This window comes from Thalassotalea sp. HSM 43, from assembly GCF_004752005.1.
Taxonomy (GTDB): domain Bacteria; phylum Pseudomonadota; class Gammaproteobacteria; order Enterobacterales; family Alteromonadaceae; genus Thalassotalea_A.
Genome location: NZ_CP038493.1, coordinates 2,984,917 through 2,999,030, shown reverse-complemented (window position 1 = coordinate 2,999,030; position 14,114 = coordinate 2,984,917). Strand labels below are relative to the sequence as shown.

Below are 14,114 nucleotides of genomic sequence, written 5' to 3'. Positions count from 1 at the left end.
ATCGTCGCGTTACAGTGACAAATATTGCTGTTCTGGTAATTGGTAACTGTAACGTTGATTTTGAAAATCAAACGCCAATGCAACGGCTCTTAACTGCAAATCGCAGGCAAAGGTTGTTGCATCGCCATATAAACGATCACCTAGAATGGCCATGTTTAGCGACGCAAGGTGTTTGCGTATTTGATGTTTACGGCCGGTATCAATTTTAACCGAGACTAAGGCTTTATTATTGATTACATCGTTTTGCAAAAGCGTAATGTGACTGACGGCATGTTTGCCATCGACATCCAAGTCGACGGTCACCTTATCGTCAGATAATTGCCATGCGGTTGAGACCACCGCTTGATAGATCTTTGCCGTTAAGCGTTGTTCAAACGCTGTCGACAACTCTCTCGCCGCGGCTTTACTATGAGCCATGACCATGATGCCGGTTGTTGCTTTATCAAGGCGATGAACAATAAATGCCGGGCGTTGCGGCTTAAGGTGGGTTTCGGCAAAACGATTGATGGTCGTGTGGTCGCCCCACTTAGACCCTTGGCACACCATGCCATAAGGCTTAAACCAAACACTGAATGCAAGCTGATCATCAATCAATATGGCGTCATCAACCTCTTGGTTGAGCACTTGTGAGTTATAATAAAAGTGTATTTCATCACCTACTTGCAAGGCTTTTTTGCTGCGCCTCAGACGCTGAGTATGCTTATTGCGCGTATGCCAAACGCAACCTTTTTGCATTGCTTGCTTAACCCATTGCGCCGACAAGCCACTGGCATTAGCCAGTAAATTTACCGCGTTATGATCAGCGCTGCTGACTGTGACGTGCCACTGCTCAGGCGTATCCATATCATTTTATTAACAATTATTGATAGAAGTGTAAGTGTACCTTGTTGTTAGGTTTTACGCGACAACAAGCGAGCAAAGGACAGGCTTTTTAGTGCTTTAAGCCAAGGCTTAAACTTGCGCTGGCGAAACGATAGCAACACCAATAACACTAAAATATAGATAGAAGGTTCAATCAGTTCGGATTTGACTGACCAATAAAAGTGGATAGTCACCAACGCCGTTAACAGGTAATTATAATTATGCAGCTTTTGCCAACTGCGGCCCATTTTACGACGAATTCGACTCCATGAGGTAATTGCCAATGCTGCGATCAATACAAACGCAATCATACCGACGGTGATATACGGCCGCTCAATAACTTCAGCAATGAATAAGCTAAAGTCCAACTGTAATTCAAATAGAAAAAAGTTAGCCACATGAAGCAATGCGTAAAACGCAGCATAAAGTCCTAACAGGCGCCTGACATTAAGCAGCCACGGCTGTTTGAAATATTTCGCAACAGGCGAGACGGCTAAGGTAATCAATAATAAATTCAATGCGCCAATGCCGGTAAAATGAATGATCGCCTCAACCGGATCTGCGCCAAATTGATCACTAATCGCGAGATAATAATAGTACACCGCCACAGGTAAAGCGGCGATGTGGATCAGCGCTTTAAGCAACCATATTTTCGTTCTATTCATCGCCATAGTTAATCGAATACCGTATTAATAATACTTAGCCAAATCCATGTTTTGGTACATCTGCGCTACCTGTTCGCCATAGCCATTAAACATTTGTGTGTCGATGCGATTGCGACTAAACAGTCCCCCGGAGGTGATTCGGCGCTCGCTTTTTTGTGACCAGCGAGGGTGATCAACATTAGGGTTAACATTCGCATAAAAGCCATACTCTTTAGGTGCCAGTTTACTCCAGGTTGTCGCGGGTTGTTGCTCGGTAAATTCTATTTCAACAATCGACTTAATGCTTTTAAACCCATACTTCCACGGTAACACCAAGCGAATCGGCGCGCCATTTTGTCGTGGTAAGGTTTTACCATAAAGCCCCACAGCCATAATAGTGAGTGGGTTCATGGCTTCATCCATGCGCAAACCTTCTTGATACGGGTACTTTATACCGCCACCTAAATAGCGATTGGCTTGTCCTGGCATTTGTTTCGGATCGTACAGGGTTTTAAATTTTACGTATTTTGCCTTGCTGGTTGGCTGTGCCAGTTTAATCAAATCGCTTAATTGGAACCCTAACCAAGGCACAACCATCGACCACGCTTCAACGCAACGTAAGCGGTAAATGCGCTCTTCTATGTCAAAGCGACTGAATAAGTCGTCATAATCTAAGGTCAGTTGTTTTTCTACTTCACCGCTTATTTTTAATTGCCATGGATTGACCTTAAACTTTTGCGCGAGCTCGGCAGGTTGGTGTTTTTGCGCACCAAATTCGTAAAAATTATTGTGCGTCGTCACTTTTGACTCAGGGGTGAGTTTTTCACTAATCGACGCTTTGTTGGTTTTGGAGAACGCTAATTCACGCAAACTGAATTCGTTTGATTCTTTGCCATTGGCCATGCTTAGGCCTGCATAAGGGGCTAATAGTCCGGCAGCGCCAACATAGCCTAACTTTTTCAACAACTGGCGACGTTGCTGATAAATTTTTTCATCGGTAACTTGGCTTTCTTTGCAGTTAAACTGCTGCTTCGATAATTTTGCCATAACGGTACTGTGCCCCAAATATAGGTTAACTTTAAACTAGGACAGATGATACGAACATAAAATTTCCTCAGTTCATCATATTCAACAACAAATATTTGTGTAAGTCATGCTATGGCTGCAGAAATACTATTAGACGATGATATGTCGAGAAGCCACGCACTCGTTGCATAAAATTACTGACAGTTCATCTCATTTACTCTTGCCAATCGACTTTTTACCAAACCACAGACACAAAAAGGCCGGAGAACCAAGCTATTGACCTTTCGTGTGCATAATACGAAAGGCCTTTTTTGGCGATTTGACATATTGCTATTAATGGGTAGATTAACAGTCTGGCAGCGGATGTTAAACTTCCGCTTTGAGCGATAAGCGGCTATACACTGTCTCTCAAAAATAACACCGTCATTGGCTCAAAGCTGCCCTTCAAAGTCACTTCGAACCTGATGGAGGTTCCCGCCTTCGCGGGAATGACGGTGCAACTTTTCTAATTATGTGCGTACTTCTTTGGTGATTTTTTAATATGTATTGTGACCGTCTCTGAATGGCACTGAGCGGACGTAAAGAACCATCCATATCCTAATAAAAAGCCTCGGCCAAATATTTGGCTGAGGCTTTTTATTTTGTATAGTTTATTGCTTAAGACCTATTGGCGATAAAATAAACACGAACGGTCAATAGCTTGCCGGAGCACCGGCTTTTTGCTGACGATATAACTATCATTGCGCGGATTTAACTTACGCGGCTTTGGCTGCCACATCATCAAGATACTTGATGATCGCAGATGACTCGTACATCCACTGACTGCTGCCATCTTGATTATCTATGCGCAGACACGGTACGGTGCGCTTGCCACCGCTTTCAATCAAGTGTTGTAAGTTATCATCTTGTTTAATGTCGACCAATTTAATGTTTAAGCCCTGACGCTTCATTGCACGACGTACTTTGACACAAAATGGGCAAGCATTAAGCTGGTACAAACTAAAACTATCGGTTGTTTGATCTAATTTTTGCTGACTGTCACTGTCACGCTGCACCGACTTTGGTGAAAAAATAAAATTAAACAATAAAATCAAACGGCCCAAAATAAAACGAATTACCGCCATTTACTACTCCTCAAAAAAATATTTAAAACTTGGCTTACCACATCAAATCATCTGGGATTTGATAATCGGCATATGGATCATCTTCATCGACCATATCATCGGCTTTGTCGTTACTAAGCAAAACCACTGACTCGTCAATCTGCGCCAGTTTCGCTGCTGTCTCCGCGGTCACCACAAAGCTATTACCATTCATCGCACAAATCGCCAAACGGCCATTAATTAACGCCTTTTGCGTTTGCGCATTAATGTACAACTTTTTCACCTTGCCGTGCTCGGTATAGTTGTACTCAAGTTCACCATCAATGTCTTTGATATGGTGATGTTCTAATATCTGCAAAATACGATGTTGCTGCTCTTTCTCGGCAAGCTGTTGCTGCTTTTGCTGATTCAGTGCTTTGTCTTTCTCAGCTTTGTCAGATTTCGCTTTGGCAAGATCTTGCTGCACTTGCTCTTGCAACGTGGCTTCAACTTTAACGCCACTGTTTTTTTGTTTTTTCTTTTTACGCCTATCGGTATTGGCTTGACGCGCTTTTTGCTTAGTCGTCAACCCAGCCTTTAGCAATTGATCTTGTAAAGAAGACATCGTTCACACCCAGTTAGTAAGTTCAATAGCATATAAATGGCGCTATCTTAACAGATTTCAAGTTTTTCGTTGACAGTTTTCCTTAAGGTTAATAGAGTAAAACCATGAATAAATTCACCAGCCGCTTCTTTTTTATCTTTTTTACCGACTGACGTTGGGGATTTTTCGTAAATAATTTTCACGAAACCTCCCCAAGCGGAGGTTTCTTTGTTTTTGCCTTTGGACAATTTAAGGTGTTGTCATGACCGACAGTTTGGATTTAAACGTAATTAGAGAACAGATCACCGATCTTGATCAGCAACTGCTTGAGCTATTTGCCGAGCGCCGAGCTTTAACCTTAAATGTGGCGAAAAGTAAGGCTCATCAGGTGCGCCCAGTGCGTGACCAACAACGCGAACAAGAACTATTAGTTCGCCTCATTCAAATAGGTAAAGAAAAAGGCCTTGATGCGCACTATGTGACCAGTGTTTTCCAAACCATTATTGAAGACTCGGTATTAAACCAGCAAGCATTTTTGCAGCAACTTAAAAACCCAAATATTAAAACACCTAGAGTTAGCGTTGCTTTCCTAGGGGATAAAGGCTCGTATAGTTATTTGGCATCCTATCGTTATTTCTCTCGCCGTGCTGAAGAAATCACTGAATATGGTTGTGACAGCTTTGCCGAAATCCTCAATCAAGTGGAGTCTGGTAACGTTGATTACGGTGTATTGCCAATTGAAAATACCAGTTCGGGTTCGATAAATGAGGTATATGATTTACTGCAACACACCAACCTTTCCATCGTCGGCGAGCTATCACAGCCAATCGATCACTGTTTGCTGACCTCGGTTAACAGTAAGCTGGAAGATATCAAGGTTATCTACGCCCATGCGCAACCTGCGGTACAATGCAGCAACTTCTTGCATAAGCAAGATGGCATTCGCATTGAGTATTGCGACTCCAGTGCGCAAGCAATGCAAAAAGTGGCACAAACCAAAGACCAAAACATTGCGGTTATTGGTTCTGAGGAAGGTGGTAAGTTATACGATTTATTGCCATTGGTAAAATCCATTGCTAATCAACAAGAAAACCATAGCCGTTTTATTTTAGTGGCGAGAAAGCCGGTTGATGTAGCAGAACAAATCCCAGCGAAAACCACGTTTATTATGGCAACGGATCAAAATCCTGGGGCGTTGGTGGACTGTTTGATTGTCTTAAAAGAATACGGCGTCAACATGACCAAACTTGAATCGAGACCGATTCAAGGGCGACCTTGGGAAGAGATGTTCTATATTGACGTTGAAGCCAATTTGCAAACGGCAGCGATGCAAGAAGTGTTGAATAAGCTGACCAAGCTGACCCGTTTCATCAAGGTACTGGGTTGTTATGCCAGTGAACAAATCAAACCGACGCAAGTTCCCGTAGAGGCATTGAAAAAATAGTCGAGGACTCTTGGTTAATTCGATTTGCCGTTAGCCAAGAGTGCATAACCTTGTTAGATAATAAACAGTTAAGCCAACCAAGACTGGTGCGCTAACTGTTTTTTATTGCCTGATTTTCGACTCGAATTGATTTTTTGCCTTTAAAGTCGTCATACAGTTGCTGGTGCGCACGATATGAGAATGTATCATCACGACGTGTATAGGCTGAAATCCAGTCTATCAACATCGCTAAATTTTCATCTTGCGCTTGTTTTGATGGGTATTTATGAGGTTCCCATGGGCGACGTTTGGCGTTTTCAATACAGGCGTGAATAGGTAAGTTTAAGAAAATCACCTCGTCAGCATCAGCCATCACCATGTCTAATAAATCCGCGTAACAGCCTTCAATCACCCAATCTTGATTACGCGCTAAAAATTCATCAATCAATTGCCGAGACTGACTAAGCGGTTTGCGTTGTGGCGGCACCACAGCTTGCCAAGCGATAGTATCTAAGTCTAAGTGTGCACACGCACAGCTATCGCGTAGCTGTTTTGCCAGCGTTGATTTGCCAGAGCCTGAATTGCCAAAAACCACGACTTTAGTCATTAACGACCCTTTGTATTTTAAATTATCGAATTAGCAAATGAGTAAGTTAGCGCAACAAACCGCGACAGCCCCATATTACTTGTATGATGATGCTCACTTACGACTTCTTAACGAACTTAGCGGTCACCATCATTTCGCCGGCACCATCGACCTTACAGTCGAGTTGATGATCTTTGCTGTCTTGAATACGTCTAATCAATACTTTTGTACCAATCTTAATAACCTGTGAACTGCCTTTAATTTTTAAATCTTTAATGACCGTTGCTTTGTCACCCTCATTAAGCTGTGCTCCATTGGCATCTTTAACGATGACCGCGTCGTCATCAATGACCGCCTGTTCGGGGTTCCATTCGTGGCCACATTCAGGACAAATTAATTGATTTTGATCTTGGTAAACGTATTCAGATTTGCATTCAGGGCAAGGAGGAAAAGACATAATATTGGCTTCTTTTGACGGCTAAAATATAAACATTTGGCATCCATCTCAGTCTAGTTTAAAGGCTGCAATGCCGTTGTCATTATAGGGAAAATTAATGACAGCTCAAATAAAAACGCTTATCACGCAGATAAAAAAAGCCGCACCTATTAACCGTGCGGCTTATTCGTTATGTAACAGAGATTAGCGGTTAGCTTTGCTCATCGATTTGCTTGGCGATAAATTCTGGTGATTTGGTATTACGACACAACCAGTAGTACGCGCCCGGAACAACAAACAAGGTAAAGATAGTGGCGATACTAACCCCAGCAAAAATAACCACACCAAGTACCATGCGGCTTTCCGCACCAGGGCCTATGGCAATAACCAAAGGAATAGCACTCATTACCGTGGTAAACGATGTCATCACAATAGGTCGTAATCGTTGCTGCGACGCTTGTACAATGGCGTCACTAAACTCGATTCCTTTATCACGTAATTGATTGGCAAATTCAACAATTAAGATACCGTTTTTCGCCGCCAAACCAATCAACATCACAATACCAATTTGACTGTAAATGTTAAGACTCATGCCCATGAGGTATAAACCTAATAGACCACCAACCAAAGCAAGCGGTACGGTCAGCATGATCACAAATGGGTGCACAAAGCTTTCAAACTGTGCAGCTAGAACCAAATAGGTAATCAACAATGCCAAAGCAAAAATGAAGGTCATCGAACTGGCCCCTTCTTTTAGCTTCAATGATTGTCCTGTGTAATCAACGGAGGCTTCAACAGGCAGCTCTTCCTTAACCACATTATTTAAAAAGTCTAATGCTTCACCTAAGGTATAACCTTCAGCTAAATTACCTTCCAGGGTAATACTGCGCAGTCGGTTATGGCGGTTCAGTTGTTTGGAGCGGGCATTTTCAGAAAAGCTGATCAAGTTAGACATAGGGATCAGCTGATCTGTTGCTTTTGAACGCACATAAATATTATCAATGGCGCTAGGGCTACGATAATCACTTTCGTCACCTTCTAAGATGACATCGTATTCCTCACCGCGATCAATGTATGTTGTAACTCGACGATTACCCAACATGGTTTCCAGGGTTTTACCGATATCGCCAACAGAAACACCTAGATCGGATGCGCGCGTGCGATCGATGTTCACCAATAACTGTGGCGAGGTTTCTTTATAGTCGCTTTCTAAGCCGATGATACCTGGGTTTTGTTGCGCACGAGTCATAATGATGTCGCGCCAGCGCGCCAACTCTTCATAACTATTACCTTGCAGAACAAAACCGATTGGACGACCACCGCCACCACGACCACCTAAACCACCACGACTCATCACAAAGGCACGTACATCGGTTACCGTCGATAGCTCACGGTTGAAATCACTGATAAACTCTTGAGTAGAGATGTCACGCTGATCCCAAGCCGGCAGACCAATAATGGCGATACCACCGGTATCTCGAAAACCGGGAACACGAACAATAACGCGTTCTAATGTACCTTCTTGATAATGACGTAATAGCTTCTGCTCAATTTGACGCATATTACTGACATTACTTTCGTAACTTGCCCCTTCAGCCCCACTCATAATCAAAAAGGCGCCGCCACGATCTTCTTTTGGCGCGTATTCATTCGGCAACTTATTGAAAATAGTCACCAGTAACGCAAATGCTAAGATCATAATAAAGGTCAACATAACCGGCTGTTTAATGGTCGAATGCAATAAGTTGGCATAGCCCACTTCAAGCTTGGCAAAGCCTTTATCTAACAGTTGTCCAAATGACGAGCTACGTTGGCGATGTTTCAATAATTTTGAACACATCATTGGTGTCAATGACAGTGCGGTGAGACTGGAAAAGATAACCGCTGCAGCAATGGCAAGGGCAAATTCGGTAAATAAACGGCCGATATCGCCAGACATAAACACCAATGGCACAAATACCGACACCAATACCAAGGTTGTTGCAATAACCGCAAACGCCACTTCACGGCCACCATTGTATGCCGCCAGCAAAGGCGCTTCACCGTTTTCAATTCGACGGTAAATATTTTCGAGCACAACAATCGCATCATCAACCACCAAACCTATGGCAAGCACCAACGCCAGTAAGGTTAACAAGTTAATGGAAAAGCCAAAGGCACTGAGCACCATCATTGAGCCAATCAAAGCAACTGGAACCGTAACCGCCGGGATCAAGGTTGCCCGAATATTACCAAGGAAGATAAAGATAACCAGCACCACCATAAACATGGCAATACCTAAGGTATTGTATACTTCGTCGATAGACTCTTTGATAAAAATAGACGAATCATAGCTTGGTACGATAGTGGTACCGGAAGGCAGATTGTCTTTGATGATATCCATTTCCTTGCGCGCCGCATCAACCACAGAGATGGTGTTCGCGGTAGATTGCTTGATAATACCAAGACCAACCATGTTTCGGCCATTGCCTTTAAACATGGTTTCATCGTCTTCGGCCATGACCTTGACCTGAGCTACATCAATTAGACGTACCAATGAATTATTATCACCACGGGCAATAACCATATTGGCAAAGTCTTGTTCGTTCTTATAGCTACGTGCAACACGGACGCTAAAATCTCGGTCGACCGATTCAATTTCACCGGCAGGTAATTCAACGTTTTCTGCTCTTAAGGTATCTTCTACGTCAGTTACGGTGATATTACGTGCCGCCATGGCTTTGCGGTCAAGTAATATTTTCATCGCATAGGTTCGGCCACCACCGACCATCACTTCGGCGACACCATTTACCGTGGCGAAACGATCGGTAATATAGCGATTGGCGTAATCGGTTAATTCAAGTGTGTTAAACACATCACTTTGCAAGGTAAACCAAGCGATAACATCGCCATCATCATTGGCTTTTAGCACCTCTGGCGGATCGGCTTGATCTGGTAAGCGTCGTACTTCCGCTGAAATCTTGTCACGCACATCATTGGCAGCACCATCAATATCGCGACCTAGTTCAAATTCAATGGTAATACGCGAACGACCATCAGTTGATGTCGAGGTGATTGATTTAACCCCTTCGATACCGCTAATTTTGTCTTCCAACAATTGCGTTATCTTGGTTTCGACAATAGCGGCGGATGCGCCAGGGTATGACGTCTGTACCGTTACCACTGGTTTGTCGGTATCTGGGTATTCACGTAACGGTAAGGTTAAGAAGGCAACGATACCAAACGTAACGATCAATAGGTTAAGTACGGTTGCAAAAACCGGACGTTTAACTGATAAATCCGATAAAATCACCCGTCGTTACTCCGTATCCAGCTGCGTTTTGATCATCGCGCCATCGCGCAATTTCAACGCACCTTCAATAACAATTTGCTCACCTTCAGCAATGCCCGAGAGAATTTCAACGGAACCCGGTTTACGACGACCAATAACCACGTCAATTCTTTTAGCCACACCGTCACGGGCGATAAACACAAAGTGCTTATCTTCAAAAGGAATAATGCCACTTTCAGGTATTTGCAATAACTGCTCAACATCACGCTGTAAAATGATGCTCATCAACATGCCCGGTCGTAGCTGTTTTTGTGCATTTGGAATTTCAGCGCGAATTTGTACGGTACGAGTTACCGCATCAACACGTGGTGAAATACCGGTCACTTTACCGACGAACAATTTGTCAGCGAAAGCAATATTACTGGCACTGATTGACTGACCTAATTCAATGGTATTGATAAAACGCTCTGGAATATTAAAATCGACTTTGATTGTGCTTATATCGTCAAGGGACGTGATTTCTTCGCCTTGTGAGACCAAGGCACCCGCCGAGACTTGACGAAAACCTAGTTGCCCGTCGAAAGGCGCTTTAATGGTTAAATTTGAGAGTATCGCTCGCGCACTTTTTAATTGTGCTTCTAATGCTTTAACCTTGGCTTTTTGCTCGTCACGTTGTGATACCGAACCAACGCCCTTATTTAATAGTTCGCGGTAACGCAATAATTGCGCTTCAGCAATTTCTAAGTTGGCTTGCAACTCAGCAATTTTTGCCTCTTCTTCATCTTTAGACAGTTCGACCAATATCTGGCCTTTTTTAACTTCATCACCGTCATTAAAATGCACCGACTTAATAATGTCAGTGTACTGTGCGGTTAATACCACTTCCTCGTTGGCTTTGGCGGTACCCAATGCTTCAAATTCGTCACTGAAATCGGCCATCACAACCGGTGTGGTGATGACATTAATAATACGCGCACCACGAGATGCCTTGTTTTGCTCCTGTGGCCAATTAATGTAGGCTAGTAAGGCAATCAAAACGAGCGCTAGAAATATAATCGGCCAACGCGAAATTTTATTATTTTCCATGAAAATCAGATATCCAAAGTTACAGCTAGGTTAAATTAGCGGCACTATATACGAATTTACATCCCTATACGATTTCTAAACGTTGAATTACACATTTTTCAGGTTAAATAAAACGCAAGCATGTCTATAATAAAAACATAGATATAAAATGTGTTAACTAAGCTTAGGAAAATTATGAATAAACTTGCAATTGTAGCTGCCACCTTGTTGTTGATCTTTGGTGGTGTGTTGTGGTTTCTCGCCTCAGTCGACTGGAATGGTTTTATTCGCAGTCAAATTGAAATCGTCGGCAGCAAACTGACCGAAAATACCGTGACCGTTGATAAGGTCGATTTAAAACTTACCCAAGGTTTTGGCGGTATTTACGGTATCGCCTTTAATAACCCAAGTAAGTATCAGCAAAAAAATGCTTTTTATCTTGGCGAAGTGTCGTTAGATATCGACCTAAAAACCATCACCAAGCAACCTATCGTATTGGAGTCGGTTAAATTAATTGACCCGCAAGTGTTTGTTGAATTTGAAAAAGATGGCAGTAACAACATCAGTGACTTGATGAAAATTATCAACAGTAAGTTTGATAAAAATGGCCAGCCTAATGAAGATGTACAAACTGATCGCCCTGCCAAGCAAGGCGAAGAAAAGCGCATTGCCATCTCTAACTTGGAATTGGCAGGTATCGCCTTAACGCTTGATTTAACCAAAGTTAACGGTAAAACCATGGACGTTGAAATTCCAGCGTCTAAGCTCGGTAATATTGGCGGTAGCGAAGGTTTGCCGGCGAGCCAAATTGGCGCCGTGGTTGCCAAAGAAGTGTTTAGTCAAATCAGCAAAGAAACGAAAAAGCAGTTCGAAAAGGCCGCGAAGCAGCAATTAAAAGACAAAGTTGAAAAAGAAACCAAGGGCTTCCTCGATAAGTTGCGCGGTAAAAGCAAAGATGAAGAACCGGAAAAGCAAGGCAGTTAAGCCGTTATTCTGGCAACCGTTATGACGTCCAATAACAAAACACAAAGTTTTGGCCAACAAATTAAACAGCACATGATAGCAATAATCTCGATGATTATTGCTATCACCTCTTTGTCTTATAATACCTGGCGTAATGAAGTTACCGAACATAACCGTAATGTCAGAACCTCGTCGTTTGAAATACTTAAATCACTGGCCGATCTGCAACTTTTAGTCGACAGTGCGTATTACGATAAAACCCCACTGGATAACATTCGTGGCTGGCGCTTTGTTTTGTATATCAATGATTTATCAAAAACAGTTAATGTCGCCGTAGAAAGCGACGCGGCACAGTTGCACAATCTATGGGGTGATCATTGGCAGCATTTAGAAACCAAGTCAGACAGTAACGAGCAGGTTAATAAAGCGATAGAAGAGGTGCGCTCAGAAGTTCTGAGCACACTGAATGAGTTGGATTAGCTATTTTGCTTGGGCAAAAATAGCAAGAATATCTTCACCATTGGTCGTCTTTGGTCTTTCCACAACACGGCCAATTTCCTGACCATCTTTGATAACCACAAAAGTCGGCGTGAACTTTATGTTAGCCGCTTTAGCTTCACCGTGAGCATCAGACTTTTTAGTATCCAATGCGATTAAACGAATCTTTGCCGGTGAATCGACAAATGCTTTTAAAAATCTTGGTACTTCACGTTGGCTGTCATGGCACCATGAACCAAAGTAAACATCAATACTGACATTATCAGCAATCTCGGCAACAGCCGTTAATTCTGTTTCTGACGGTGTATAGTTTTGATAGTTTTCAGCAAATTCAGGCTGTTGCTCTAGCAACACCTTGGCTGAAATTGGTCCCGTTGATTCATGCTCGCCAGCAAAAGATTCATCCATATACAAGGCCGCGGCGAACACAATCCAAGCGATGATGGCAAGTGCCATAATCTGCTTTTTGTATTTGCTTAAAAAACCAATTTTATTATCTTCTTGCTCGCTCATTATTCACGCTCTTTTGCTTTATCTAACATTATCGATGACTCTTCAAGAAACGCTTTGGCATCGTCTCCAAACCAATTCGCCACTTGATTAAACTTTTCAATAAAGCCTTGTTTATCATTGGCTTTAACATCAACAAGCATATCACGAAAACGGTCAATAAAACGTTCCATCATGGCGACATTATCTGCATTGGAAAATATGATATCAGCGTAAAGCTGGGGATCTTGAGCAAACAAGCGCCCTACCATTGCAAGCTCCAAACGATAGATTGGTGAACTCATCGCCAACAACTTTTCCAAGTCTGCCTGCTCATGCATTAAATGATAACCGTAACAGGCGGTAGAGAAATGTCGCATGACCTGAACCATGGCCATGGCATTGTCATGCTCTGCGGCCTCTACCTGATAATTATTCGCGCCCCAAACCTGAAACTGCTGCAATAGCCATTGGTATTTATCGGCCATACGACCATGACAAATAATAATGGTTTGCTTGATAAAACCGGTTACACCAGGACCAAACATCGGGTGCAAGCCCAATACAGGCCCTTTGTGCACCGCAAGCATGGCCGCCAAAGGCTGCTCTTTGATACTGGTTATATCCGCCAAAATACATTGCTCTGGCAAATAAGATAATTGCTTAATGATTTCGTCGGTGATGTTGATTGGCACCGCAACGATAACCAAGTCGGCATCCATCAATATCGCTTTCGCCTGCTGCCATTGGTGTTTTTCAATAATGTGCACCGGATAGCCAGTGCGGGTAAATAAATCAACAAATACCGAGCCTAATTGGCCGCCACCACCGATGACGACGACCTTATTGATGTCGGGATTTACACAGCGGTAACCTTGTTCATCTTGCGATTTATAAGAATCACGCATAATGCGACGAAATACGTCTTCAACCAATTGCGGGTTTATTGCTTTGGCGTCGGCTCGTTGTTTTAAACTGTCTAACAGCTGTTGCTCACGCTCTGGGGCAAAAATTGGCATACCCACTTGGCTTTTCAATTCGCCAACACGCTTGGTCACCTGACGACGTTTGACCAATAGTTCAAGCAATTGCTTGTCTATTTGGTCTATTTCGTCGCGACATTGCCCTAGTCGCTGTTCAAAATCCTTCATATTTGCAGATTACTC

Annotated in this window: 15 protein-coding genes; 3 read left to right on the top strand and 12 right to left on the bottom strand. The window is 42.9% G+C overall.

Going from position 1 to position 14,114, the window contains the following annotated elements:
• Nucleotides 1-9: 9 nt before the first annotated feature.
• The 6 genes from E2K93_RS13045 to E2K93_RS17860 form a co-directional block, all read right to left on the bottom strand.
• Entirely contained in the window at nt 10-843 is an 834-nt protein-coding gene (locus tag E2K93_RS13045; protein WP_135439520.1) for a pseudouridine synthase family protein, read from the bottom strand.
• Nucleotides 844-890: 47 nt separating this feature from the next.
• Nucleotides 891-1,526 (bottom strand): protein-methionine-sulfoxide reductase heme-binding subunit MsrQ, encoded by a 636-nt coding sequence (msrQ, locus tag E2K93_RS13040; protein WP_323368247.1) that lies wholly within the window; start codon nt 1,524-1,526, stop codon nt 891-893.
• A gap of 24 nt (nt 1,527-1,550) precedes the next feature.
• Complete coding sequence (msrP, locus tag E2K93_RS13035) at nt 1,551-2,552, bottom strand: protein-methionine-sulfoxide reductase catalytic subunit MsrP (RefSeq protein ID WP_135439518.1); 1,002 nt, start codon at nt 2,550-2,552, stop codon at nt 1,551-1,553.
• Nucleotides 2,553-3,286: 734 nt separating this feature from the next.
• Nucleotides 3,287-3,655, bottom strand: a complete 369-nt coding sequence (locus E2K93_RS13030; protein ID WP_135439517.1) for a glutaredoxin family protein — start codon at nt 3,653-3,655, stop codon at nt 3,287-3,289.
• Between the two features lie 34 nt (nt 3,656-3,689).
• A complete protein-coding gene (locus tag E2K93_RS13025; RefSeq protein ID WP_135439516.1) occupies nt 3,690-4,238 on the bottom strand; it encodes a DUF2058 domain-containing protein in 549 nt (182 codons plus the stop codon).
• A gap of 47 nt (nt 4,239-4,285) precedes the next feature.
• Nucleotides 4,286-4,420 (bottom strand): hypothetical protein, encoded by a 135-nt coding sequence (locus E2K93_RS17860; protein ID WP_267128074.1) that lies wholly within the window; start codon nt 4,418-4,420, stop codon nt 4,286-4,288.
• 59 nt (nt 4,421-4,479) lie between these two features.
• Here E2K93_RS17860 and pheA point away from each other — a divergent pair, with 59 nt between their 5' ends.
• Nucleotides 4,480-5,661 (top strand): prephenate dehydratase, encoded by a 1,182-nt coding sequence (gene pheA, locus E2K93_RS13020; protein ID WP_135439515.1) that lies wholly within the window; start codon nt 4,480-4,482, stop codon nt 5,659-5,661.
• Between the two features lie 91 nt (nt 5,662-5,752).
• Here the strand turns inward: pheA and E2K93_RS13015 are convergent, their stop codons facing one another.
• The 4 genes from E2K93_RS13015 to E2K93_RS13000 all read right to left on the bottom strand — a co-directional run bounded on the left by E2K93_RS13015 (nt 5,753) and on the right by E2K93_RS13000 (nt 11,019).
• Nucleotides 5,753-6,247 (bottom strand): AAA family ATPase, encoded by a 495-nt coding sequence (locus tag E2K93_RS13015; protein WP_135439514.1) that lies wholly within the window; start codon nt 6,245-6,247, stop codon nt 5,753-5,755.
• 97 nt (nt 6,248-6,344) lie between these two features.
• Complete coding sequence (locus E2K93_RS13010; protein WP_135439513.1) at nt 6,345-6,683, bottom strand: zinc ribbon domain-containing protein YjdM; 339 nt, start codon at nt 6,681-6,683, stop codon at nt 6,345-6,347.
• A 190-nt stretch (nt 6,684-6,873) separates the two neighbouring features.
• Nucleotides 6,874-9,954 (bottom strand): efflux RND transporter permease subunit, encoded by a 3,081-nt coding sequence (locus E2K93_RS13005; RefSeq protein ID WP_135439512.1) that lies wholly within the window; start codon nt 9,952-9,954, stop codon nt 6,874-6,876.
• Nucleotides 9,955-9,960: 6 nt separating this feature from the next.
• A complete protein-coding gene (locus tag E2K93_RS13000) occupies nt 9,961-11,019 on the bottom strand; it encodes an efflux RND transporter periplasmic adaptor subunit (protein ID WP_135439511.1) in 1,059 nt (352 codons plus the stop codon).
• Between the two features lie 174 nt (nt 11,020-11,193).
• Here E2K93_RS13000 and E2K93_RS12995 point away from each other — a divergent pair, with 174 nt between their 5' ends.
• Both E2K93_RS12995 and E2K93_RS12990 read left to right on the top strand, forming a co-directional pair.
• Nucleotides 11,194-11,982 carry a hypothetical protein gene (locus E2K93_RS12995; protein ID WP_135439510.1) on the top strand — a complete coding sequence of 263 codons (789 nt, stop codon included), beginning with the start codon at nt 11,194-11,196 and terminating at the stop codon, nt 11,980-11,982.
• Nucleotides 11,983-12,003: 21 nt separating this feature from the next.
• Entirely contained in the window at nt 12,004-12,441 is a 438-nt protein-coding gene (locus E2K93_RS12990) for a hypothetical protein (RefSeq protein ID WP_135439509.1), read from the top strand.
• On the opposite strand, the gene E2K93_RS12985 is transcribed toward E2K93_RS12990, so the two are convergent.
• The gene (locus E2K93_RS12985) at nt 12,442-12,972 is read right to left on the bottom strand and encodes a thioredoxin family protein (protein ID WP_135439508.1); all 531 of its coding nucleotides are present in this window, start codon (nt 12,970-12,972) and stop codon (nt 12,442-12,444) included.
• Nucleotides 12,972-14,099, bottom strand: coding sequence for a bifunctional chorismate mutase/prephenate dehydrogenase (gene tyrA, locus E2K93_RS12980; protein ID WP_135439507.1), 1,128 nt, complete (start codon nt 14,097-14,099; stop codon nt 12,972-12,974). The genes E2K93_RS12985 and tyrA overlap by 1 nt, the downstream gene beginning before the upstream one ends.
• Nucleotides 14,100-14,114 lie beyond the last annotated feature (15 nt).

Coding starts and splice junctions, on each gene's coding strand:
- E2K93_RS13000 (WP_135439511.1), bottom strand. CDS start 11,019: ATGGAAAATAATAAAATTTCGCGTTGGCCGATTATATTTCTAGCGCTC.
- E2K93_RS13010 (WP_135439513.1), bottom strand. CDS start 6,683: ATGTCTTTTCCTCCTTGCCCTGAATGCAAATCTGAATACGTTTACCAA.
- E2K93_RS13015 (WP_135439514.1), bottom strand. CDS start 6,247: ATGACTAAAGTCGTGGTTTTTGGCAATTCAGGCTCTGGCAAATCAACG.
- E2K93_RS13045 (WP_135439520.1), bottom strand. CDS start 843: ATGGATACGCCTGAGCAGTGGCACGTCACAGTCAGCAGCGCTGATCAT.
- msrP (WP_135439518.1), bottom strand. CDS start 2,552: ATGGCAAAATTATCGAAGCAGCAGTTTAACTGCAAAGAAAGCCAAGTT.
- E2K93_RS13030 (WP_135439517.1), bottom strand. CDS start 3,655: ATGGCGGTAATTCGTTTTATTTTGGGCCGTTTGATTTTATTGTTTAAT.
- pheA (WP_135439515.1), top strand. CDS start 4,480: ATGACCGACAGTTTGGATTTAAACGTAATTAGAGAACAGATCACCGAT.
- E2K93_RS13025 (WP_135439516.1), bottom strand. CDS start 4,238: ATGTCTTCTTTACAAGATCAATTGCTAAAGGCTGGGTTGACGACTAAG.
- tyrA (WP_135439507.1), bottom strand. CDS start 14,099: ATGAAGGATTTTGAACAGCGACTAGGGCAATGTCGCGACGAAATAGAC.
- E2K93_RS12995 (WP_135439510.1), top strand. CDS start 11,194: ATGAATAAACTTGCAATTGTAGCTGCCACCTTGTTGTTGATCTTTGGT.
- E2K93_RS12990 (WP_135439509.1), top strand. CDS start 12,004: ATGACGTCCAATAACAAAACACAAAGTTTTGGCCAACAAATTAAACAG.
- msrQ (WP_323368247.1), bottom strand. CDS start 1,526: ATGAATAGAACGAAAATATGGTTGCTTAAAGCGCTGATCCACATCGCC.
- E2K93_RS12985 (WP_135439508.1), bottom strand. CDS start 12,972: ATGAGCGAGCAAGAAGATAATAAAATTGGTTTTTTAAGCAAATACAAA.